Origin of the sequence: Undibacterium sp., assembly GCF_030683615.1 — a bacterium.
In the GTDB taxonomy this organism is placed as follows: domain Bacteria; phylum Pseudomonadota; class Gammaproteobacteria; order Burkholderiales; family Burkholderiaceae_D; genus Undibacterium; species Undibacterium umbellatum.
On record NZ_JAUXQE010000028.1, the window covers coordinates 20,347 to 43,290 of the forward strand.

At 50.9% G+C, this 22,944-nt stretch carries 19 protein-coding genes; 12 read left to right on the top strand and 7 right to left on the bottom strand.

Annotated elements, in window-relative coordinates:
* Positions 1 to 13: 13 nt before the first annotated feature.
* On the bottom strand, positions 14 to 649 hold the full coding sequence (locus tag Q8K39_RS14235) for a response regulator transcription factor (RefSeq protein ID WP_186954491.1): 636 nt from the start codon (positions 647 to 649) through the stop codon (positions 14 to 16).
* Between the two features lie 402 nt (positions 650 to 1,051).
* Here Q8K39_RS14235 and metH point away from each other — a divergent pair, with 402 nt between their 5' ends.
* Positions 1,052 to 4,801, top strand: coding sequence for a methionine synthase (metH, locus tag Q8K39_RS14240; protein ID WP_305261163.1), 3,750 nt, complete (start codon positions 1,052 to 1,054; stop codon positions 4,799 to 4,801).
* Positions 4,802 to 4,909: 108 nt separating this feature from the next.
* Here the strand turns inward: metH and Q8K39_RS14245 are convergent, their stop codons facing one another.
* The 3 genes from Q8K39_RS14245 to Q8K39_RS14255 form a co-directional block, all read right to left on the bottom strand.
* A complete protein-coding gene (locus Q8K39_RS14245) occupies positions 4,910 to 5,209 on the bottom strand; it encodes a hypothetical protein (protein WP_186954489.1) in 300 nt (99 codons plus the stop codon).
* A gap of 183 nt (positions 5,210 to 5,392) precedes the next feature.
* Positions 5,393 to 5,998, bottom strand: coding sequence for a chalcone isomerase family protein (locus tag Q8K39_RS14250; protein WP_305261166.1), 606 nt, complete (start codon positions 5,996 to 5,998; stop codon positions 5,393 to 5,395).
* 169 nt (positions 5,999 to 6,167) lie between these two features.
* Positions 6,168 to 9,050 carry a TonB-dependent siderophore receptor gene (locus tag Q8K39_RS14255; RefSeq protein WP_186954487.1) on the bottom strand — a complete coding sequence of 961 codons (2,883 nt, stop codon included), beginning with the start codon at positions 9,048 to 9,050 and terminating at the stop codon, positions 6,168 to 6,170.
* 276 nt (positions 9,051 to 9,326) lie between these two features.
* On the opposite strand from Q8K39_RS14255, the gene Q8K39_RS14260 reads away from it, so the two are divergent.
* The 6 genes from Q8K39_RS14260 to Q8K39_RS14285 all read left to right on the top strand — a co-directional run bounded on the left by Q8K39_RS14260 (position 9,327) and on the right by Q8K39_RS14285 (position 16,496).
* Complete coding sequence (locus tag Q8K39_RS14260) at positions 9,327 to 10,286, top strand: LysR family transcriptional regulator (RefSeq protein ID WP_186954486.1); 960 nt, start codon at positions 9,327 to 9,329, stop codon at positions 10,284 to 10,286.
* 74 nt (positions 10,287 to 10,360) lie between these two features.
* Complete coding sequence (locus tag Q8K39_RS14265; protein ID WP_186954485.1) at positions 10,361 to 11,380, top strand: transporter; 1,020 nt, start codon at positions 10,361 to 10,363, stop codon at positions 11,378 to 11,380.
* Between the two features lie 44 nt (positions 11,381 to 11,424).
* Entirely contained in the window at positions 11,425 to 12,114 is a 690-nt protein-coding gene (locus tag Q8K39_RS14270; RefSeq protein ID WP_305261169.1) for a nitroreductase family protein, read from the top strand.
* A gap of 33 nt (positions 12,115 to 12,147) precedes the next feature.
* Positions 12,148 to 12,600: a nuclear transport factor 2 family protein gene (locus tag Q8K39_RS14275; RefSeq protein WP_305261170.1), complete on the top strand. Its 453-nt coding sequence runs from the start codon at positions 12,148 to 12,150 to the stop codon at positions 12,598 to 12,600.
* A 219-nt stretch (positions 12,601 to 12,819) separates the two neighbouring features.
* Positions 12,820 to 14,103 (top strand): HD domain-containing phosphohydrolase, encoded by a 1,284-nt coding sequence (locus Q8K39_RS14280; RefSeq protein WP_305261171.1) that lies wholly within the window; start codon positions 12,820 to 12,822, stop codon positions 14,101 to 14,103.
* Positions 14,100 to 16,496 (top strand): bifunctional diguanylate cyclase/phosphodiesterase, encoded by a 2,397-nt coding sequence (locus Q8K39_RS14285; RefSeq protein ID WP_305261173.1) that lies wholly within the window; start codon positions 14,100 to 14,102, stop codon positions 16,494 to 16,496. The genes Q8K39_RS14280 and Q8K39_RS14285 overlap by 4 nt, the downstream gene beginning before the upstream one ends.
* Before the next feature lie 101 nt (positions 16,497 to 16,597).
* Here the strand turns inward: Q8K39_RS14285 and Q8K39_RS14290 are convergent, their stop codons facing one another.
* Positions 16,598 to 17,359 carry a tetratricopeptide repeat protein gene (locus Q8K39_RS14290; protein WP_305261174.1) on the bottom strand — a complete coding sequence of 254 codons (762 nt, stop codon included), beginning with the start codon at positions 17,357 to 17,359 and terminating at the stop codon, positions 16,598 to 16,600.
* A gap of 176 nt (positions 17,360 to 17,535) precedes the next feature.
* Here Q8K39_RS14290 and Q8K39_RS14295 point away from each other — a divergent pair, with 176 nt between their 5' ends.
* Complete coding sequence (locus tag Q8K39_RS14295) at positions 17,536 to 18,432, top strand: methylglyoxal synthase (protein ID WP_305261176.1); 897 nt, start codon at positions 17,536 to 17,538, stop codon at positions 18,430 to 18,432.
* Positions 18,433 to 18,526: 94 nt separating this feature from the next.
* A complete protein-coding gene (locus Q8K39_RS14300; protein ID WP_186954478.1) occupies positions 18,527 to 19,012 on the top strand; it encodes a phage regulatory CII family protein in 486 nt (161 codons plus the stop codon).
* A 6-nt stretch (positions 19,013 to 19,018) separates the two neighbouring features.
* On the opposite strand, the gene Q8K39_RS14305 is transcribed toward Q8K39_RS14300, so the two are convergent.
* Positions 19,019 to 19,840, bottom strand: coding sequence for a DUF2314 domain-containing protein (locus Q8K39_RS14305; protein ID WP_186954477.1), 822 nt, complete (start codon positions 19,838 to 19,840; stop codon positions 19,019 to 19,021).
* 206 nt (positions 19,841 to 20,046) lie between these two features.
* On the opposite strand from Q8K39_RS14305, the gene Q8K39_RS14310 reads away from it, so the two are divergent.
* From Q8K39_RS14310 to Q8K39_RS14320, 3 genes are all read left to right on the top strand, one after another.
* Complete coding sequence (locus Q8K39_RS14310) at positions 20,047 to 20,640, top strand: chromate transporter (RefSeq protein WP_305261179.1); 594 nt, start codon at positions 20,047 to 20,049, stop codon at positions 20,638 to 20,640.
* Complete coding sequence (locus Q8K39_RS14315; protein ID WP_230413757.1) at positions 20,640 to 21,236, top strand: chromate transporter; 597 nt, start codon at positions 20,640 to 20,642, stop codon at positions 21,234 to 21,236. The genes Q8K39_RS14310 and Q8K39_RS14315 overlap by 1 nt, the downstream gene beginning before the upstream one ends.
* Before the next feature lie 343 nt (positions 21,237 to 21,579).
* Positions 21,580 to 22,440, top strand: coding sequence for a hypothetical protein (locus Q8K39_RS14320; RefSeq protein ID WP_305261181.1), 861 nt, complete (start codon positions 21,580 to 21,582; stop codon positions 22,438 to 22,440).
* Positions 22,441 to 22,480: 40 nt separating this feature from the next.
* On the opposite strand, the gene Q8K39_RS14325 is transcribed toward Q8K39_RS14320, so the two are convergent.
* Positions 22,481 to 22,792 carry a hypothetical protein gene (locus Q8K39_RS14325; protein WP_305261182.1) on the bottom strand — a complete coding sequence of 104 codons (312 nt, stop codon included), beginning with the start codon at positions 22,790 to 22,792 and terminating at the stop codon, positions 22,481 to 22,483.
* Positions 22,793 to 22,944: the final 152 nt, after the last annotated feature.

Sequence of the window (22,944 nt, forward strand, 5' to 3'; positions counted from 1 at the left end):
ACCACAGACCAGGTTATTGATCCGGAGAATACAGTCCCAGACGCCGCGCGGCCAATACCGCCTGAGTGCGGTTAACCACATTCAATACCCGGAAAATTGAGGTGACATGCATTTTGACGGTGATTTCTGCCAGCTCCAGACGCAAGCCTATTTCCTTGTTGGACAAACCCTGACAAAGCAGGATCAAGGTTTCTTGTTGTCTGGGTGTCAAGGCCAGCAAGGGCTCTTCCTTGTTTGCCTGCTTGCCGCGCAATGTAATCCAGTTGGAATCCAGGGTTTCCTGCGCCAAGATTTTACGCACGATCTCGGCCATCACTTCTGTGGACACGGCCTTGGAAATAAAGGCCTTGGCACCGGCACGCAGAGCGGCGTCTACTTCGCGCCTGTCCTCTGATGCAGAAATAACCACGATCGCCACATCGGTAAAATTTTTGCGTAAGGAACTGATGGCTTCTACCCCATTCATGCCGGGCAATCCCAAATCCAGCAAAATCAGGCGCAAACCTCTATATTTTACTGCTTGCGCCAATGCCTCTTCGGTGGAGGTTACGGCAGCCACCATGGCATCCCCAAGCATGTGGCGCATGAATACCAGTAAGGCATCACGGTAAATCGGGTGATCCTCAATAATGAGTGCAGATATGTTCATCTGGTCTTGATAACGAAAAGGCAAAAATAGATGGCTTGCACAAGTACGGCCTTTAAATGATTGTATAGACAGGATATTGAAGCTGCTACTGCTTTCAGGCAAGCAAAAACTGCGAATTTATCCATGTTAAGCAGTTTAAGGCTAGCAAAGGTAGTTTTCAATTTGGGAAAATTTAATTCTACATGGGGCAGTCATGTCATTTTTGATATTTAAGTCATGACAAAAACCCGACAGCAGTTTGCCTGCAGCTACCCAAGCCCTTGATTTGACGTATAATTTATGCTTTCTTGCGCCGATTTGAGATTCAGATTGCGGGCGCGTAATAAGTGCTGCTAAAAGGACGTCACCCGATCCGCCTGCACACAAGCCGATCGGGTTTTTGCATTTATGTGAGTAAACATCATGACTACGACCCTGCCAGTATCTGCCCTTGAAACCCGTTTGCGCGAGATTTTGCAAAAGCGCATCCTGATACTCGATGGGGCCATGGGTACCATGATACAGCGCTATAAACTGACGGAAGAAGATTATCGCGGCGAGCGATTCAAAGACTTTACTGGCCCTGAAACAGTGCGTGAACTCTTCGTCAAGGGCAACAACGAATTGTTGTCTCTGACCCAGCCACATGTGATTGCCGAAATCCATGAGAAATACCTGGCCGCTGGTGCTGACCTCATAGAAACCAATACCTTTGGTGCGACGACCGTAGCGCAAGATGATTACCACATGGCGCATCTGGCCTATGAGATGAACGTTGCCTCGGCCAAAATCGCACGAGCGGCATGCGATAAATATTCAACACCAGACAAGCCACGCTATGTGGCAGGCGCCCTTGGCCCTACGCCAAAGACTGCATCAATTTCACCAGACGTCAATGACCCGGCAGCGCGTAATGTGACCTTTGATCAACTGGTGGCCGCCTATCTAGAGCAAACCCGTGGCCTGGTCGAAGGTGGTGCTGATGTGCTGCTGGTCGAAACCATATTTGATACGCTGAACTGCAAAGCTGCTTTGTTCGCGATAGACCAGTTTTTTGAAGAGACCGGTACCCGCCTGCCCATCATGATTTCTGGCACGGTGACCGATGCCTCGGGCCGTATCCTGTCGGGTCAGACCGTACCGGCATTCTGGAATTCAGTACGGCATGCCAAACCGCTCACCATAGGTCTGAATTGTGCCCTGGGCGCTGCCCTGATGCGCCCGTATGCAGAAGAATTGTCGAAGATAGCCGACACTTTTGTCTGTATTTACCCGAATGCCGGTTTGCCCAATCCCATGAGTGATACCGGCTTTGATGAATTGCCCGCCGATACCTCAGCCCTGCTGAAAGAATTTGCCGAAGCTGGTTTCATCAATATCGCCGGTGGCTGTTGCGGCACCACGCCTGACCATATCAAGGCAATTGCCGACATACTGCAAACCCGCAAACCGCGTGAAATCCCAACTGTGCCGACAGCGATGAGACTGTCTGGCCTGGAGCCTTTCACGATTGATGAAAGCTCATTGTTCGTCAACGTCGGTGAACGTACCAATGTCACTGGCTCAAAAGCTTTCGCCCGCCTTATTCTGAATGAGCAATACGATGAAGCGCTGGCGGTTGCTCGCCAGCAGGTAGAAAACGGCGCGCAAGTCATCGATATCAATATGGATGAAGCCATGCTGGATTCACTGGCAGCGATGACACGCTTCCTGAACCTGATTGCATCCGAACCGGACATCGCCCGCGTACCTATCATGATCGACTCGTCGAAATGGACAGTTATCGAGGCAGGTCTGAAATGCGTGCAGGGCAAGGCCATCGTCAATTCGATTTCCATGAAAGAAGGCGAAGCAGAATTCTTGCGCCAGGCTACGCTGTGCAAGCGCTATGGTGCCGCAGTCATCGTCATGGCCTTTGATGAAAAAGGTCAGGCCGATACCTATGCGCGCAAGATAGAAATTTGCGAACGCGCTTATCGCCTGCTGGTAGATAGTCTGGATTTTGATCCGCAAGACATCATTTTCGACCCGAATATTTTTGCGGTCGCCACCGGTATTGAAGAACACAATAATTACGCCGTTGACTTTATCGAAGCGACAGCCTGGATACATAAGAACCTGCCTGGTGCCAAGATCAGTGGTGGTGTCTCGAATGTGAGTTTCTCTTTCCGCGGCAACGACCCGGCACGTGAGGCGATCCACACGGTATTCCTGTACCACGCCATCAAGGCTGGCATGACCATGGGTATCGTGAATGCCGGTATGGTTGGCGTGTACAGCGAGCTTGATGCCGAATTGCGCGAGCGTGTTGAAGACGTGGTGCTGAACCGTCGTGAAGATGCGACTGAGCGCATGATAGAAATCGCTGCCACGCTCAAAGCCGGCGGTAAGAAAGAAGAAGCCACGCTGGAATGGCGTAACGAGCCGGTGGAAAAAAGACTGGCCCATGCGATGGTGCACGGTATTACCAACTGGATCGTCGAAGATACGGAAGAAGCACGTGCTGCCATCATGGCCGATGGCGGCCGCCCTATCCAGGTGATTGAAGGTCCGCTGATGGCGGGCATGAATATCGTCGGCGACTTGTTTGGCCAGGGCAAGATGTTTTTGCCGCAGGTGGTGAAATCTGCCCGCGTCATGAAGCAGGCTGTCGCCCATCTGATTCCCTATATCGAAGAAGAAAAGAAGCGCAGCGGCGACAACAAACCCAAGGGCAAGATCGTCATCGCCACCGTCAAGGGTGATGTGCATGACATCGGCAAGAACATCGTTACCGTGGTCTTGCAGTGTAATAATTTTGAAGTGGTCAACATGGGCGTGATGGTGCCCTGCTCAGAAATTCTGGCCAAGGCCAAGGCGGAAAATGCCGACATCATCGGCCTTTCCGGCCTGATCACGCCGTCCCTCGAAGAGATGGCTTACGTCGCCAAAGAAATGCAGCGCGACCCGCATTTCCGCATGCTCAAGATCCCGCTACTGATCGGCGGTGCGACTACCAGCCGTGCCCATACCGCGGTGAAGATTGCACCCAATTATGAAGGCCCGGTGGTGTATGTCGCCGATGCTTCGCGCTCAGTGTCTGTCGCACAATCGCTGCTGACACCAGAAAGCCGTGACCAGTACATCGCTGACCTTGGTAGCGATTACGAACGCATCCGCACCCAGCATGCGAATAAAAAAGCCACACCCATGGTCACGTTGGCACAAGCCCGCGCAAATAAAATGAAAGTGGACTTCACTGGCAGCAATGCGCCGGTCAAACCAAAATTCATAGGCCGTCGCCTGTTCAAGAATATTGATCTGGCGACGATTGCCAATTACATAGACTGGGGCCCGTTCTTCCAGACCTGGGACCTGGCTGGCCCTTTCCCGGCCATATTGACCGATGACGTCGTCGGCGAGGCTGCAACGAAGGTATTTGCCGAAGGCCAGGCCATGCTGAAGAAAATCATCGAAGGCCGCTGGCTGACGGCGAATGGCGTGGTATCCCTGCTGCCTGCCAATACCGTCAATGATGACGACATAGAAATCTATACCGACGACACCCGCAGCCAGGTAGCGCTGATTTATTACGGCACCCGTCAACAAACCGAGAAACCCATCATTGATGGCGTGCAGAGGCCTAACCAGTGCCTGTCTGATTTCATCGCGCCGAAAGACAGTGGCATCAAAGACTATATAGGCATGTTCGCGGTGACCGCTGGCCTGGGTATAGAAAAGTATGAGAAGCGCTTTGAAGATGCCCATGATGACTACAGCAGCATCATGCTGAAGTCTTTAGCCGACCGCCTGGCCGAAGCCTTTGCCGAATACCTGCATGAACGCGTGCGCAAAGACTTGTGGGGCTATGTCGCCGATGAAGCCCTCTCCAATGAAGAGCTGATCAAGGAAAGCTATAAAGGCATACGCCCTGCGCCTGGCTACCCGGCCTGCCCGGAACATACAGTCAAAACCGAGATGTTCAAGCAAATGCAGTGTGAAGAAATAGAGATGTACATTACTGAATCATGGGCCATGATACCGGGTGCGGCAGTCTCAGGCTTTTACTTTGCGCATCCTGAATCGAAGTATTTCAGTGTAGGCAAAATTGCGGAAGATCAAGTGAGTGACATGGCACAAAGACGCGGCGTGCCCAAGGATGAAGTGGAGCGTTGGCTGGCACCGAATTTGTAAAACCTGCTGGTATCTGCAATAAAGCTGCGCATGTGAGCTATGAGCAGCTTTTTTTGGTTTAACGATGTTATTTATCTAGTCTGACTGTCGTGCCAGACTGATGTTGGCTCAACCCAGTTCCTTGATCACCAGATTGGTCAATTCACTGGCTACTGCCGCATCAAAATTTTCTTCCAATAAGCGCCATTTGAAGCTATTTCCCAACTGGGCTTTTTTATACACATTCAGACGTCGGTCTTTTTTGAATTCGACCACCTTGATAGCAAGTTGTTGCATCACTTTATGACGTTTCAGCAAAGTTTTATCCTGCTTCTTTTTTGCCAGTTCTATTGGCATCTCCTTGATGACAAACTCAGCAAGCAGCAGGCCGATTTCTTTTTCTTCTTTTGCATTAAACCAACTAAACATGGCGAACTTTCTACTTGTGATAAATTCCGGCTAGTGAGCAAATTTTCGCACTTTTATCGCGGGAATGGTTTACCCTTGGTAAAAGAGATTAATTTGCCATGATTATACTGAATCTTGACATAGGCTCCTACCCTCTTGCATGCAACAAGCTCCAGGCTCCAGGAGAAATTTGTTTCAAGAAGCCTACTTCAGCGATTTCTTGAAATCTGCTTGCTCTCCCAATAACTGCCGTTTCAGGCTATCCTGCGCCGTGTTTTCCCCTAGCCAGAGTTTTAGCAAGGCATTATAGAATAAGGGGTCAGGCAGGCTGTCCATGGTTTTTTTGCCATTGATCATGATGACCGTTCCTGTATCGGGCAGCCAGTCCACTGTCAGTTTGTCGCCTTTGCGAAATTCAGGCACTTTGGAAAACATTTCACCCAGCCGTATCATCTGGTCTATGATTTTGCTTTTCTGCTCCTTGCTGACATTGTGTTTTAGCCCCTCCATGAAATTCTGGCCAAAGCGTTCCGCACTGATATCCCGCAGCATGATGATCTGCATGCGTTTTGCTGTGCTCAAAGCAAGCACCTCGGCCGCTTGTGTTTTTTTCTCGCTCAGGTACAGGGCCGCCACAAATACCTGGAAAATCGCCTTGGAACGTACACCCGCACCGTTCAAGTACAAGTCCTGATTGTCCAGGCGAATTTTATCTTCCAGCGTTATTCCCGCAAGCTCACTGGCCATGGCAGCAGGTAACGCCAGGCTACCTAGCAGGCTCAATAGCAAGATGCACAAGGATTTTTTCATGGTTTCTATTCCAGGTGAACGATAAGTGACAAAGACGATTCAATACACTAGTGTATTGAATCGTCTTTGTCAAATGCCAGATCAGGAATATCAGGACGAAAAAAAAACAGGGGCTAATGCCCCTGTTTTTTTATATTGCTCGTTAATTACTGCTTAAAGCTTAAGCAGATTATTTGAACACATAACCCAGGTTCAAACGGAATGCACGGCCATAAGCATTGTGCAAGCTATCGTTGTAACCACTAGTCGTGTAGCTGGAGCTAGGATCGTATGGAGCTTTGGAATCCAGCGCATTCAATACACGTACACCGATAGTCAGGTCTTTGAAACCTTTGTATGTGTAGCCCAGATCAACTGTAGTCCAGCTGGAAACTGCGCACTCAGGTACATAAGTCAGGTATTTGGCTACGCCGCCCAGGGATGCTGCTGTGGATGGCTGGCCAGAACCGTAGTGGCAATAAGAAACTGGATAAGTTTCTGCCGCATTGGTGTGACGCAACAGAGATACGCCGCCAACAAAGTTGATCGCGCCGTTGACTGTGTGCGCTTCTTTAGTCCAGGAAGAGGACAGGCTGGCACGCAGACGTGGCATGTCGCCGACACTGGTTGAGAAGTTGGACAAGCCACCGCGTGTACCAACCAGATTGGTTTCTGGATCACCTGGTTTTTCTGCACGACGGTATTCTATCGTGTAGGAAGTACGGAAACGCGTATCCAGTTTGCCGTTGGCACCCAGGTTATTGCGCATTGCCATTTCCAGATCGATGCCGCTCACAACCGTACTACCTTGGTTGATATAGTTACGCAACAGAGAAATCAGCGGGCCAGAATTAGGAATAACATTACCGTTCTTGTCTTTGACAAAATTGACAGGATTGGTATCACGGATCACAGCACCTGGATAAGCATCTTGATTATTCATAATCAGTGTGGAGGACAAAGCAGCAACTTCATCTTCTTTACGGATATTGTAGTAATCAACCAGAATGTCGAAATCACGCGTAGGCGACAAGACCATACCCAGAGAGAAACTCCTGGATGTTTCTGGCTTCAGATTAGGATTTTGACGGATCAGCGTCGAAATACTCTTAGAGCAGTCAGTGTTATCTGCACCGGCCAAAGGAGTTTTACCATCTGGGCAACGGATAGGATCAGCCTGGCTATTCAGGAAAGTCTGTGTACCACCAGCAGTCACTTGTACCAGCGCTGGAGCACGGAAACCATGTGCATAAGTGGAACGGAAAGCCAGGGAATCATTGACTGTCCATTTAGCGCCCACTTTTGGTACGAAATTGGTTTTAAAGCTAGGATATTTGTCGACGCGGCCAGCGAAATCCATTTCAAAGTTTTTCAGGAATGGCGTACGCACTTCAAAGAAAGCAGAAGTAACATTACGTTGACCCTGGATGAACTGGTTAGCCAGACCCAGGACTTGACCGGAGCTAGTCAGGTTGTCTGGTGTCAAGGTCATTTTTTCCTGACGGAATTCAACACCGGACGCCAGACCAATAGCACCACCTGGCAGGCTGCCAAATTCTGTGCTGGCCTTGAAGTCAGCCTGTGCGATTTCAGCCACACCAACGCTCTTCAGTTGACGGCTCAGGTTAGGTTGTCTGGCAACATCTGCCAAAGACATGTTCTGAGTAATCAGCTTTTGTACTTCCGGCAGCAACAGGAAGCCATTGGAAATATCGGTACGCTCGGAACGGTTCCACAATACGCCAGTTTCCCAATCCCAGCTCTTGAAACTACCTTTCAGGCCGGAAGCAAAACGCAGGGATTCGTTCGTGGTATTGGTGCCACCTGCAATATTTTCAAAACGGTAGACAACTGCAGCACGGCTGGTCGGGAATGGATTGTCTGGGTGACCTACTGGCAAAATAGCCTGGAATGGCGTACCTGCACCAGACAGTGCAAATGCCGTGGATGGCGTACGACCATCAATAGTGCGTGAGCCACCAGTGTAATCACGCTCAGTTTTGTTATATGCTACTTCAGCAAAGGCAGACAAAGTGTCATTGATCTGGTAGATGCCGCGTGACATGGCACTAAAGTCCTGGCCAGCGCCTTGAACTTCAGCAAACGCATCCAGATTGTAGTTACAGAACTGACGGCCATACAATGCGCTGGTAGTTGCGATATTGTATTGTGCGCCACCAGTGATCAAACGGGAAGAATCGCAATTTGTGCGATTAACCACGTTGGCATCATTGGCAGAGAAGAAAGTATTGCTGCCTGCTGTGCGTTCACGGTAGAAGAAAGGCTGGTTACTGGCAAAGCTGGAGTAAGGCGACAAACGGTTGTTGAGTGTGCTGTACAAGTCTTTTTCTACGTCTTTGGCATCCTTGATGGAAACGCGGTCACGCTTGGAATACTCCGCACTGACAGTCACATTGTAGCCATCTTGCGCATAGTTACCAAAACCAGCAAAACCACTGATGCTTTTTTTCTTGAACTGATTGTCATCATTAGCGCCCATGCTGGCGTTCATCTGAATGCCCTGGTAATCGCTCTTGGTGATGAAGTTGATAACACCGGCAATAGCGTCAGAGCCGTATACTGCAGATGCGCCATCCTTGAAGATCTCTACGCGTTCCAGCATCGACAAAGGAATGCTGTTGATATCGTACAGAGTGGATTGACCTTGATTTGGGTTTGCGTAAGCCGATGGCGTCATGCGACGGCCATTCAACAAAATCAAGGTGGAGCTGGAACCCAGGCCACGCAGGGAAGCTGTTGCCACGCCGCGGGAGAAACCACCATCTACTGCATCGAATGCGCTACCGCTACCCAGAGCCGGGATCGTGCGCAACAATTCAGCAACAGAAGTCGCGCCACTTTGGCTGATATCTTTTGCTGTCAGTGTCTGGATAGGAGAAGTGCCTTCTTTATCAATACGCTTGATGTGGGAACCAGTTACTTCAATTTTTTGAATTTTTTCTGCTGGGTCAGCCTTGACTGTCTGCGCTTGAGCGCTCATCAGCATACTGCCCGACAACATAGCCAGTGCCAGCTTGACAGCGTAGGCACATTTCTTCTCTTGATAAAACATCCAGAATCTCCTTGGTGAATCATGAACAGGTTCAAACTGCTGAGACCAAAGATAGGGCAAGACTCGTTTGAACTGAGTCGCCATATCGTGGTCGAACCGAAGTGCTGCGAAAACATCTTGCATGTCGTTTTGTCGAAATAAGCTGTAAAAAAAGCTACTTATCACAGTCAGATCAAGACCGACGAATTGATACAATTTGTTGCATCACGGTATGATCCCATTACAATTTCATTACCGTCCAATGAGAAATTAAGGAAAAAGTATATAATTATCGTTATGATTGATACCTTGCCTATAGAAAAGTATTTCGCCCGACAACTCAAGATCAAGCACTTGCGCTTGCTTGTGGAACTGGCTGACAAGCACACAGTTGCTCAGGTTGCGGCGACTTTACACGTCAGCCAGCCGGCTGTTTCCAAAATGCTTGGAGAGATGGAGGAAGGGATAGGTGTCAAGTTATTTGAACGTGCTGGGCGTGGTATAAAACCAACACCTTCAGGTGAATGCCTGATACGGCATGCCAGAGAAGTTTTATTTAATTTACAAAAAGCTCATCAAGAGATGCGCTCGCTGGCCACTGGTACAGTCGGTAAAGTGACCGTCGGCATTTTGAGCGTGGTATCAACCACCATCATTCCTAAAGCTGTCAAGATACTAAAGGCTAGCTGGCCAAACGTCACATTGTGCATAATGGATGGCACAGTTGATCAGCAACTACAGGATTTACGTGAAGGTAAGATAGACCTCATCATAGGCCGCGTGTTTTCAGAACGTGCGGCTGAACATTTGCAGGAAGAAGTCTTGTATGACGACCCGCTGGTGATCGTTACTTCCAGCAAAAACCCCTTGGCAAGACGCGACAATCTGACCTGGATGGATTTGAACAACCTGCCCTGGATCTTGTCGGTAGAAGAATCACCAACGCACCAGCGCATGATCAACCTGCTGGCAAAAAATGGCTTGAACAAGCCGACCGACGTCATCGAGTCTGTGTCGAGGTCGGTCAATGTGCCCTTGCTGATGGAACCACCACGCCTGGGCCTATTGTCATTATCGGCGGCCCGTCAACTGGTGGCAGAAGGTGTCTTGCAGATCCTGCCTTTGAATCTGGGCCATCTGCCCAGCCCGGTTGGCATGATCTGGACCAAGACCCGGCCTTTATCGCATGCGGCACTGACCTTCCAGGATTGCATACGCCAAGCATCAATGTCATACAAGAACATGCTGATCAGTTAAAAACGCGTGGAAAGCCAGGCATTGACACGCTTGGCTGATTTACAATATGCCCAGTTTATTCGCCTGGACAGTCAATGCAAACAGAACACTTATCATATGGTTCAGATCAGTCAGGATTGATTTGTGGATATGTCTTTGCACCTGCCCAGCCCGGCAAACCCATGTACACCAGCGAAGCTATCGATTGGCTGCAGTCACGGCACAGTGCCACGGACGACACTTTTATCTGGCTGCATTTCAATTTGTCGAATGTCACTGCAGAAAAATGGCTACATGAACATGCCGCCCTGCCTGAAGAATTTTTCGATACCCTGCATGAAGGTTCACGCTCCACCCGCATTGAACATGCCGATCACAGCCTGATCGCGGTGGTCAATGATGTCTTGCATGATTTTGCCTTCGAAGCCTCGGACATTGCCACCCTATGGTTGAATGTCAGCAGTAACGTGATGATCAGCGCCAGGCGCAAACCCCTTCAATCGGTAGACCGGCTGCGCAATGCGGTGAACCAGGGCGAGCATTTCAGCTCGCCAACAGAATTACTGACCCATTTACTGCGCGACCAGGCCGACGTGCTGATAGGCATAGTACGTAATGTCATCAAGAAAATTGATGATATCGAAGACCATTTGCTGGCTGACCGCCTGAATCATAAACGCGCCAACCTGGGCGAACTGCGCCGCGTACTGGTGCGCTTGCAAAGATTGCTGGCACCTGAGCCTGCCGCCCTGTTTCGCCTGCTACAAAGACCACCGGTCTGGGTGGCAGAGCGCGATGTCCAGGAATTGCGCCAGTCCACTGAAGAATTTGCCGTCGTCCTGAGCGATATGGCATCACTGCAAGAGCGCATCAAGCTCTTGCAGGAAGAAATCGCTGCCAGCGTCAATGAACAAAACAACCGCTCCCTGTTCGTCCTGACGATAGTAACGGTACTGGCCCTGCCCATCAATATCATTGCCGGGTTGATGGGCATGAATGTAGGTGGTGTACCTTTGGCCCAGCATGAAGATGGTTTCTGGATCGTGGTCGCCATCGTCGCCACTTTTACCGTCATTGCGGGCTGGTTGGCATTCAGAAAAAACCGCAACGATTAAGTCTGTTTTCCCCCACTGTCCACCCAGCTTGTCAGGAATAAGCCATGAGCAAACTTTCATTCAATCAAGGATCGCCGCAATTCATCCCGCTGTCGACTTACCAGTCTTACCCTGAAACTGAAATGCTGGAACGTGCGCAAAGCTTTTATCAGGACATGAAGCGACGCAAGACGATACGTGAATTCTCGGCTCGCCCGGTGCCACGCGCCGTCATAGAAGCCTGTCTGCTGACTGCTGGCACGGCGCCATCAGGTGCCAACCACCAGCCTTGGCATTTTGCAGTCGTCACCGACACAGCACTCAAGCACAAGATCAGGGTTGAGGCCGAGATAGAAGAACGCGAGTTTTATGAGCGCCGTGCGCCGCAGGAATGGAAAGATGCGCTGGCCCCGCTAGGTACGGATGCAGAAAAGCCCTTTTTAGAAACCGCACCTTACCTGATCGCCATCTTTGGACAAAAAGCCACCATGATGGATGATGGCAGTGCGGTCAAAAATTACTATGTACCTGAGTCCGTCTCGATTGCTACCGGCTTTTTGATCTCGGCCCTGCATCATGCTGGCCTGGCAACGCTGACACATACACCCAGCCCCATGGGATTTTTGAACCAGTTATTGCACAGACCGGACAATGAAAAGCCATATATCTTGCTGGTAGTCGGCTATCCGGCAGATGATTGCATGGTGCCGAATATACAGAAAAAACCACTGGAGCAGATAGCCAGCTTCTTTTAAACGATTTGCTGTTCTTGATTGTAGAGGTGTTCCATGCATCGATACTTATTTGCCTTGCTGATCGCCGCCAGCTTGCTGGTCAAGCACGCACAGGCAGCGGATGAACGGACTGACCTGATCACCCAAGTCATGCAAGCAGAAACCGCCTTTGCCAAAACCATGGAAGCCCGCGACCACAAGGCTTTCACTGAGTTTCTGGCGGAAGAAACGATCTTTTTTTCTGGTAAAAAGGTTTTGCATGGCAAACAGGAAGTGGCGGCAGCCTGGAAACGCTTTTATGACACGCCAGCAGCCCCTTTTTCCTGGACGCCGGAAACCGTGGAAGTCTTAAACTCGGGCAAGCTGGCACTTAGCAGCGGACCAGTGCGCGACCCGCAAGGCAAACTGCTGGCCACCTTCACCTCCATCTGGCGACAGGAAAGCCCTGGCGTCTGGCGTATAATTTTTGACAAGGGCAATGACGCCTGTGAATGCGCAAAACCTTGAATAAAGTAAAACAAAATCGGCGATTATCGTCAGATAAGACCGAACTCAGATCAAAATTCGCTGTATTTAAGACGTAAACCCCACAGTCAGCCGGAATTCTGGATGGGTGAGTAAAAAGCTGATGTAACATGGAATGAACTGTGGCTGGTGGTTGTATGGCACACAGACGCCTAGCCTGCAGATTTTTACTCAAAAGTCACATTTTGGGAAACCCGTGTCATGACTGATCTTCATACACAGTTTATTGAACTGAGCCAGCTTCGCATAGGCATGTTTGTCTATCTCGATGTGGGCTGGATGGATCATCCATTTCCTGTTTCCAATTTCAAAATCAGCAACAATGCACAAATCGAGACCATCCGTTCGCTGGGTCTGGAGCGCGTGCGCTATGCACCGGACAAGAGCAGCCCGGAAACCAGTACCAAGACCGATGATGCTCAGATTCAGCAAGAAAACAAGCTTATCGAAAGTCCCGGCGCGTTTGCCGCCAGACAAAGGAGGGAATTGCTGGCCAACCAGCAAGCCAGTCTGCAAGTCTGTGAGCGGCAATTCAGCCATGCGGCACAAACCTTCAAGCAAGTCACTGAACTGGTGCATTCCCAGCCGGCCCAGGCAAGGGAATTGACTGAGCAACTGATACAAGGTTTTCTTGGTGAGATTTTGGGAGAAGACGAGGCCGCGATACGCCTGTTGTCCGAAAAAGCCGGTGAAAAAACTTCGCTACATTCCATCAATGTGACGGTCATATCACTCTTGCTGGGACGAACACTGCATCTCAGCAAAACAGACATGCTTGACCTGGGTGTAGCGACTATGCTGCATGACATAGGCAAAATGGAGTTACCAGACCGACTGCGCTGGCAGGATGAGCACTTCAATCATGCCGAGCGCCAGCTTTACCATGAGCACGTCCTGCACAGCCTGGCATTGGCGCGCAAGATGGGCTTATCGGCCAATGTCTTGCTGGCCATTGCCCAACATCATGAGCATGCCGATGGTACTGGCTACCCCAGCCATGTGCAGGGCGATAAACTCAGTGCTATAAGCCGTATCATCGCACTGGTCAATCATTACGACAATCTTTGCAACCCTGCCAATCCGGCGTTTGCCATCACCCCGCATGAAGCCTTGTCGCAGATTTTTACCCAGCACAAGCCACGTTTTCATATTCCCACCCTGACGGCTTTCATACGCATGATGGGTATTTATCCGCCAGGCTCGGTGGTGCAGTTGACCGATGAGCGATATGCCATGGTGGTCTCGGTGAATTCGGCCCGCCCCATCAAACCCAAGGTGGTCATCCATAATTCTGCCGTACCTCGCGATGAAGCCCTGGTCATCAATCTGGAGCATGAAAATACCCTGTGCATACACCGCAGCCTGAAACCTCTGCAATTGCCCAAGGCAGCCTATGATTATCTGTCGCCACGCAAACGGCTATGCTATTTCTTTGAACGCGGTCTGGAAATCGAGCAACAAAAGGAAGATGGAGCTGCGACATGAAGGCCCATCCCTGGCAATCGATGATAGAAGGCTTGCTGGAAGCCATTATCCTGGTTGATCCCATACAATTGCGCATCGTTGCGGCCAACCAGGCCATCCACCAATTGCTGCAAGTCGGATCTAGCAGTCTGTTAGGCAAAGGTGTTATTGAACTTGCAGTCGCACCTGAAGACGTGTTTTTCTGGGAGGATGTGGCTGCTGGCCTGTCCGAAAACATCCATTCCGAAACCATGCTGAAACGTGCCGATGGCAGCATAGTCCAGGTGGAAAGACGTGTCACCCTGATCAGGACCGGCGTGGATAGTTCGGTCTATGTAGTCGCTATCAATGACCATTCCAACCAGCGCCGGGTCGAAAATGAGTTGGAAAAACTGATCGCTGAACTACGCGCCACTCTGGAATCTACAGCTGACGGCATACTGGTCACTGATCTTGATGGCGCCATCCGCAGCTACAACCACTTGTTTGCTGAATTATGGGGCTTGCCAGATGAGCTGCTGACCCAGCGCGACGATGGCGCCATTTATGCCTGGATGGACGCGTGCATGCACGATGCCAGTCAGTATGAAGAGCGCCTCGGTACCATCAGTCGCTCGCCACTGATGGAAGCGACCGATGTATTGACACTACGCTCAGGCAAGACATTGGAAAGAGTCACCCTGCCGCAATATGCGCGTGGCCGGCCGATAGGGCGTGTGTATTCTTATCGCGACATTACCCAGCGCCTGGCAGATGAAGCGCGTTTGCGTCTGGCGGCCAAAGTATTTGAGTCGAGTACCGATGCAATTTTCATTACCGATGCCGAGCAAAAAATCGTCACCACCAATCCCAGTTTCGAGCGCCTCAGCAGTTATACAGAACAAGAAATGCTGGGCAAAACACCAAGGGATTTTTTTTCAGAAGAAGGCAATGCTGTTCAAGTTGAAAACCTGCTCAAAGAACTCGACAATTTGGGCTTTTGGGAGGGAGAACTCTGGAACAGGCGCAAGAATGGCCATGCCTATCTGTGCATGATATCTCTGGTCAAGGTACAGGATGAGTTTGGCGCTGCACTGAATTACATAGGCTTTTTTAAGGACAGGACAGAAACCCATACAGCCAAGCAGAGAATTGAAGAACTGGCATTCCTGGATGTTTTGACTGGCTTGCCTAACCGCTTATTGCTGGAAGAACGCATACGACAAGCCATTACCATTTCCAGCCGTAATAATTCCACATTTTCCCTGCTGTTCCTCGACCTCGATCATTTCAAACAAATCAATGATTCCCTTGGCCATCCTTTTGGTGACCGTGTCTTGCAGCAAGTGACTGAAAGATTAAAGAAATGCATACGCCAGGTGGATACGGCGGCCCGCCTGGGTGGGGATGAATTTGTCTTGCTCCTGCATGAAGCTAATGGCGAGGGCGCAGAAATTTGTGCCAGAAGAGTATTGGAAGAATTGTCTGCCCCGTTTTCACTTGATGGCATGCACTTTACCGTCACCGCCAGCATAGGGATTGCCCTTTACCCTGAGGATGGGATTAGCATGGCCGACCTGATCAAGAATGCCGATAGCGCCATGTATCATGTCAAGGAGCGCGGGCGTTCCGATTTCCGCTTTTACCAGCGGCAAATGAATATAGGCTTACTGTCGCGCATGAAACTCGATCACGCCATGCGCCAGGCCCTGGAACACCAGCGGTTCCGCCTGCATTACCAGCCACAAGTAGAGCTGGCGACTGGCAAGATGCTGGGGGTGGAAGCCTTGCTGCGCTGGACCGACAAGGATCTGGGCGAAGTCAGCCCGGTGCAATTCATCCCGGTGGCAGAAGAATCCGGCGTCATTGTACCGATAGGCAATTGGGTCATGCAAACGGCCATCAAACAAGCAGCTTTGTGGAACCGGGATGGCAAATCCATGCGGGTGGCAATCAATGTCTCTGCCCTGCAATTTCAGCAAGCCAATTTTGTCGACAGTATTGCCGCCGCCTTGCATGAGCATGCGTTGCAACCGCATTGCATAGAACTGGAATTGACAGAATCCATCCTCATCAAGGATGTTGAAGATGCCCTGAAAAAACTGGAATCCCTGGCAGCATTGGGCGTCAAACTGGCGATTGATGATTTTGGCACTGGTTATTCCAGTCTCAGCTATCTGAAGCGCTTCCCTATTTACAAGCTCAAGATAGACCGCTCTTTTGTTGGCGACTTGCCTGTTGATGAAAGTGATGTCGCCATCGTCACCGCCATCATCCACCTGGCCCATGCGCTGAAATTGCGTGTGATTGCCGAAGGCGTGGAAACCGACAGGCAACGCGAATTCCTCCAGCAAAGGCAATGTGATGAAATGCAGGGGTATCTTTTTTCTCAAGCCATGTCAGCAGATGAACTTGAACAACGCTATCTGCGTTGAATCTTTCCTGAAGTCGCCAGCCTCGGCTTGAAAAAAAACGTCGCATGAAAGAATGCGGCGTCCGCTCTGCGTTTGTTTTTCAGCAGCCTTGCTTTTCAAGCTCAAAAATGCATTCTCCAATAGCGGGAATCATCGCGGATTTCAGCAATTTGCTCACTGGTCAGCTCATTGCTGACCAATTCACGGCTATCCATGGCTTTACTGCCGACTTTCAGGCTGGCTTTGAGTAAATAATGGTAACCCGTCAGCATGTCCCTTTCTACCCCTTCGCCATGCAGATAGCGCAAACCCATTTGAAACTGGGCAGTGGACAAACCCTGATTTGCAGCCTGCATTTCCCAATGGGCAGCTTGATCTGTGCTTTTTTCTATCCCTGCGCCTTCTTCATAAGCCAGGGCCAAATGATGCTGAGCACTGGCATTACCTTGTTGGGCAGCCTGCTGGTACCAGAATACCGCTTCTTCAGGATTGGCATCGACACCTTTGCCTGTGGCATACATATAACCCAGCGCCAGTTGAGCAGAAGTCAGCCCTTGTAAGGCGGCGCGACGAAACAGTTTGAAAGCCATGCTCTCGTCAGCCTCCACACCCTCGCCAGTCAGATACAAGACCCCCAGATTGGTTTGTGCACCAGCGTGGCCCTGATCAGCAGCCTGCTCCAGCCAGTAAGCGGCTTCTTGCACATTTTGCAGGTTGGCGTCGGGTTCCAGATACAGCAAACCCAACATATTTTGCGCCTGGGTATCCCCTAGAAGCGCCCAGCGCCTGACTTGCATTTCATCATCAAGATCATCATCACCCAAAGCCGAAGCGCAGGTCAGCATGATCATGAGCACCATCAGCAGATGTCGCCATTTTTTCATTTTATCCTCACCTGTTTTACCGCATGGCTATACATGCTACGCCTGTCTGCGAAAACGCGTGTGTCACCACTGTTGGATTAGGTAACAAAATGTAGCCTGAAGACTGCCCGCACAGGCAGTCTGGGAGTAAACTATCGGGGCAAACAATTTTTCCACCCGCCATGAAAGCAGATACAGTGACCTCGCAGAAAAAGCTACGCATAGGATTGATTGCCAACCGTTCTCACCAGGACGCCCCCAATTCTGCCTTGGTGCAGCTCCTGCATGGCAGCGGGCCGTCACTGCAACATCTGCAAGCAGAAATGGTGATCGTCGGGCGCACGCTGGACGCCATCATTTCTCATGGACTGGTTGACAGTTGCCCTGTGGTCGAGCGTTTCCCTTATGGCCGTGAAGGAGGCTTGATGAAACTTGTATCGCGGGTCGTCGACAAGGAACCAGCCAGGGCGGTGGATGCAGTGATCTACCTGATTGATCCGGTTGACCCCTCTTCGATTTTCCCGGAAGCCCAGGCGCTCAAGCGCCAGTGCGTAATCCACCGCAAACCCTTCCTGGCAACTTTAGCCAGCGCCAGGGAATGGCTGGAACTGGAAGCCACGGCTGCAGGTGCCGCCATAGACAATAAGCTGAACCCGAGTTTTGAATTAAAAAATGAGGGCATCGCCCTGATCGCCCATGATGCAATGAAAGAAAGCATGCTGGTCATGGCAGAGAAACATTTCGAACTGCTCGACAGTTTCGGCCACCGCTACGCAACAGGCACTACTGGCGGCTTGCTGAACCAGCTGGCACAAAAAATCAAGGGAACAGAAGCTGGCAAGAACTGGGTGACCCCTTATCTGTCTGGCCCCCTGGGTGGCGATGCGCAACTGGCAGAACTGGTACTTGACAGGCAGATACGCCGCATCCTGTTCTTGGAAGACCCGCATGTGGCACGCCAGCATGAAGCAGATATACAATTGCTGGAACGCGCAGCCCGCACCGTTTGTGATTATGCTCAGGTCATCAGCGAAGTCAGCGGGGCGGACCGCTGGCTGACATTGTTGACCCGGAGAATAGCCGCCCAGACCTGAGTGTGGCCTTTTTTGCATCCATGTTACATCTATGGGAGTATTGTCTGGCCCTCTGTACAATGCTTCCTGCTCAAAAATCAATGAGGAACTCAGCATGACACGCAAATATTCGGATATGAACCAGCACGACGCCTTGTACAAGATCGCGCGCGCCTACCCTGGTGGCCTGGAAGCCCTGGCAATCCGTATGGAAGTCTCGGTGAATGTCTTGCGCAACAAGCTGGCCCCTGGCATAGAAACCCATTACCCGTCTTTTGAAGAATTCTCGATCATCATAGAACATTGCCAGGACGCCGGAGTCAAAGAGGCCCATCTGCCTCTGCATGCTCTCTTAAGCCGGCATGGCATGGCCGCTTTTTCCATCCCGGAACCACATGAAATCCGTGAAGATGATTTGTCGCAAACCGTGTGCCGCGTCATGAGCCGGGTTGGTGATGTGGCTGAGGCAGTCTCAACTGCCTTGCTGGATGGCGTGATTACCGATGCCGAAGCTGACCTGATAGAAAAAGAATTCCAGAGCGCTCTGACCGTGCTGGGCGAATGGCGCGCCCGCATACGGGCGCATCACAGACAAGGGTAACTTCTATTAATGCAGCTTTTGTTCCAGAAAAGCCACAATTCTGGGCCAGCCCATTTTGCGGGCCAGATCAAGTGCAGTCTCGCCTCTGGGATTGACAGCACCAAGGTCGGCACCGTGTTTCACCAGTAAAGTCACGGGTGCAAGATTGCCCGCCAGTGCATCCTTTTGCAGTAGTGTCCAGCCATTTTCATCAACACTACGGGTGAACGAAGGGTCGTCACGCAAGCCCTCGTCCATTTTCTCAACCATGTTTTCACTCATGGGATGTTCGGGCAAATCTCCGGTATGCGCCACTGCCGCCAGTTCTTTCTTGCCGAACAAGCCAGATAAAAAGCCCTGCTTTTCCTGAGTTTGTGCAGGAACGATAAACACTTCACCGGGTTTGCCAAAATCCAGTCCCCAGGCTTGATCATGTTCTTCACGCTCTGAGTCTGGCATTTCCTGGCGCATCACATCTATACTGAACCCGCCATAAACCTTGCCGCCTATCGTGTACATCCAGTCACCAATTTCGGCCAGTGACACGCTGACATTGTCACCAGCAGCAATGTTGTCACACCATTGTGGCGAATTCAGCAAGATACCGGAAATGATTTCACCGTCAAACTGTATGTCATTCACCCACATATGCTCGACCTCAGGCCCGTCACCAACAGCCTTCGTAGGAAACGCGACTTTGACAGCAGCCAGTCCCAGGCCAGGAATGATGCGCCGGTATTCCCAGGACAGCTCCCGCCAGAAATATTTAAAGGTATTACGCGCCTGTTTTGCCGCCTCTTGCATAGCCAGGCTTTCACCTGAAAACATCAATATCTTGTCGTCGCTCATGATCATGACCACTGAAATAAAAAAGACTGTAGCGCAAGCCTGCAGACAAATAAGCGAGTACAGGACTTCGTTTCAAATGATACAAGTTCTTACCTTTTGTTGACGACGCCTGACATGGAGCGCAACCAAGCCAAGGGAAATTGGCAGCTGTCAAATATTTGCCCAGCAGCATTTTCTCTGCTGCCTTACAATATAAGCCTGCCCCAATGTCAAGCCAACAGGCTGCCACCACCATGTCCACAGAAGCTCCTGGCCAGCGGCCCAAATCCCTGGCGGATTTGTATATCTCTTTTACGTTGCTGGCATTGCAAGGATTTGGGGGGGTACTGGCCGTCGTGCAGCGTGAATTGGTAGAGAAAAAACGCTGGATGACGATGGAAGAGTTCGTCGAAGACTGGGCAGTCGCACAAATTTTGCCAGGGCCTAATGTCGTGAATTTATCCCTCATGATAGGCCACCGCCATTTTGGTTTTGGTGGTGCCATGGCCGCTCTGGCTGGCATGTTGTCGGTGCCTTTATTGATCGTGCTGGCCCTTGCTGTGGTATATGCCCAGTTCTCCCAACATCCTGAAGTGGTAAGTGCCTTACGCGGCATGGGCGCCGTCACCGCTGGGCTGATTATCGCTACCGGCTTGAAGCTGGTGCCTGCCCTGAAGAACAATCCCCTGGGCAGACCCACCGCCCTGCTCTTCAGTGCATTGTGCTTTGTCGGCATCGCCTACTTCCGCTTGCCGCTGGCGTATGTATTGTTCAGTCTGGGTGCCATCACTTGTATCATTGTCTACAGGAAGCTGAAATAATGCCGGATACCCTGAACAATGTCTTACACATCAGTATGAACTGGCATGACTGGCTGCAATTGTTTTTGCATTACATGATGCTTTCTTTGCTGTCGATAGGCGGGGCGATTTCCACCCTGCCTGACATGCACCGCTATCTGGTGGCGCAACAGGGCTGGCTGAGCGATGCGCAATTCAATGCCTCAGTATCCATAGCCCAGGCTGCCCCAGGCCCGAATGTCTTGTTCATCGCCCTGATGGGCTGGAATGTAGGCATGAATGCCGGTGGTATGTGGACAGGCTTGCTGGGGGTGGTTGTCGCCATGACGGGCATACTTTTACCCAGTACCACCCTGACATATGTCGCCGCCAGCTGGGGCCACGCCAACCGCGAACTGCGCAGTGTGCGCGCCTTCAAGCTGGGCATGGCACCTATTGTCATAGGGCTGTTGCTGGCAACAGGCTGGATTATGGCAGCCTCTCACGACCAGGCCAGCAAGGACTGGCCTTTGTGGTTGATGACGGTAGTCTGCACTATCGTGGTCTGGCGCACCCGTTTGCATTTGCTGTGGTTGCTGGCGGGCGGCGCAGCGCTGGGCTGGTTCGGCCTGATTTGAGTCTGCGGACCTCATTCCCGTACAGCAATACCGTATCCTTGTCAGGATGGAACAAATTTTCATCCTGTCTCTCCATCCCTCCCAGTGCCAGCAGCATGTAAATTTTCTTTACCTGTTTGTAAGCAGTTGTCGGCAAACATGGCCGTTTTGCTTGTTTGTCCCTGGTCAATCACGGTAAATAGACTCAGTTAACTGAAATTTCCCTGAACCACTTATTGCATTTTTCAATTTCGATAACATAATCAAGTTAAGCAGTGGGTCAACAGACAATCTTTGTTACAGGATCAGGCATAGTTTGAGGTATGCTTGCCACCTTGAAATTCTGCACCGGTTCATATAGTCCATGAAGTTGAGCATAGAAGCGCCTGAGAATGAAATCACCCAGCCGGGTGAGATTCATTTGCATATCCGGTTTCGCCCTGCAAATATGTTTGGTATCTTGCTGGCTTTGCTGGTGCATGGACTCTTGCTGTATTTCTTGCTGAACATGAGCGCAGTGAAGAAAAAAATGGAGAAAGCGGGCATCACTGCTCCTATGGTCTTGCTGATGGACAAGGTTGCGCAAGCTCCTAAGCAGGCAACAGCGCCAAAAAAGGAAAAAGCACCATCCAAGCCTGTGCGTGTACCGCCATCCAAAAACGCCATCACCCAGCCCAAGGCGCCACCGCCCTTGCCAACCAATGATTCACCCGTTCCACAACCACCGCCGCCACTGGCAAATAATGTGCCGCCTGAAATGGATATGATGGCTATGGCCAATGCCGCACGGGAGCGCCGTCGCGCTGCAGAAGAAGCGGCAGCCCAGGAAAATGAAGGTGCCCGTCAGGCAGGCCGTGGCATGACACCGCAAGAAGTCGCCGAAGCCAATGTCAAGCGCAGCATGCAACAGGCGGCCAACCGCGGTGGTGGCAGCGGTGTCTTTGAACTGAACAGCGTTGGCACACGAGTAGCCAGTTTTTCTTTCCGTGGCTGGAACACCCGCATAGTGGCTACTGGCGGCAAACAGTCTTTTGAAGTCGATGCAGGACTGGGTGGCGATGTGCGCCTGGCAGTGGTACGCCGCATGATAGAAATCATACGCATGGAATACAAGGGCGACTTCAACTGGGAATCCAGGCGACTGGGCCGTGTCATGGTCAAATCAGCCCGTGTGGAAGATTCGGCAGAGCTGGAAAGCTTTTTGCTCAAGGAATTTTTCCCCTAGCCCTTATTAAGCCTAACCTGCAGCCTATCGTTTCCAGACCTTAAGGAGATGGACGCCAGCCCGCCTGCAATGCTTGCCATGCGCCTGAAAGAACATGCAGCCAGTGCTGTGTCGGCTCAGGTCTTTGCACCAGCAAATCGCAAGCCTGCAAGGCTTGCAACTCTACCCAGCCACCATGCTCAGAGTAGTAAACACTGTCTGCATCCAGCACGGTGTCAATCTGCCAGGCCACTCCTTCCAGAAATTGCGGCAAGGCGATCAGGCGTAACTTCCCTGACTTTATATACAAAGTGCTACCTGCTGTTAACAGGCAATGCATGCTCTGACCCTGCCTGATGCTATTTCTATACATGATGAGACTCCTGAAAGAGGTGAGAAACTGCTGACAAATGCAGTTTTCAGGGTAGTCTTTGCAGCAGGATCTGCACAGGCACAGAGAATTCATATCTGTATCGTATCAGACAGAAAATATATAATCTGTTATTGTATAGTTTGCCCTCAACT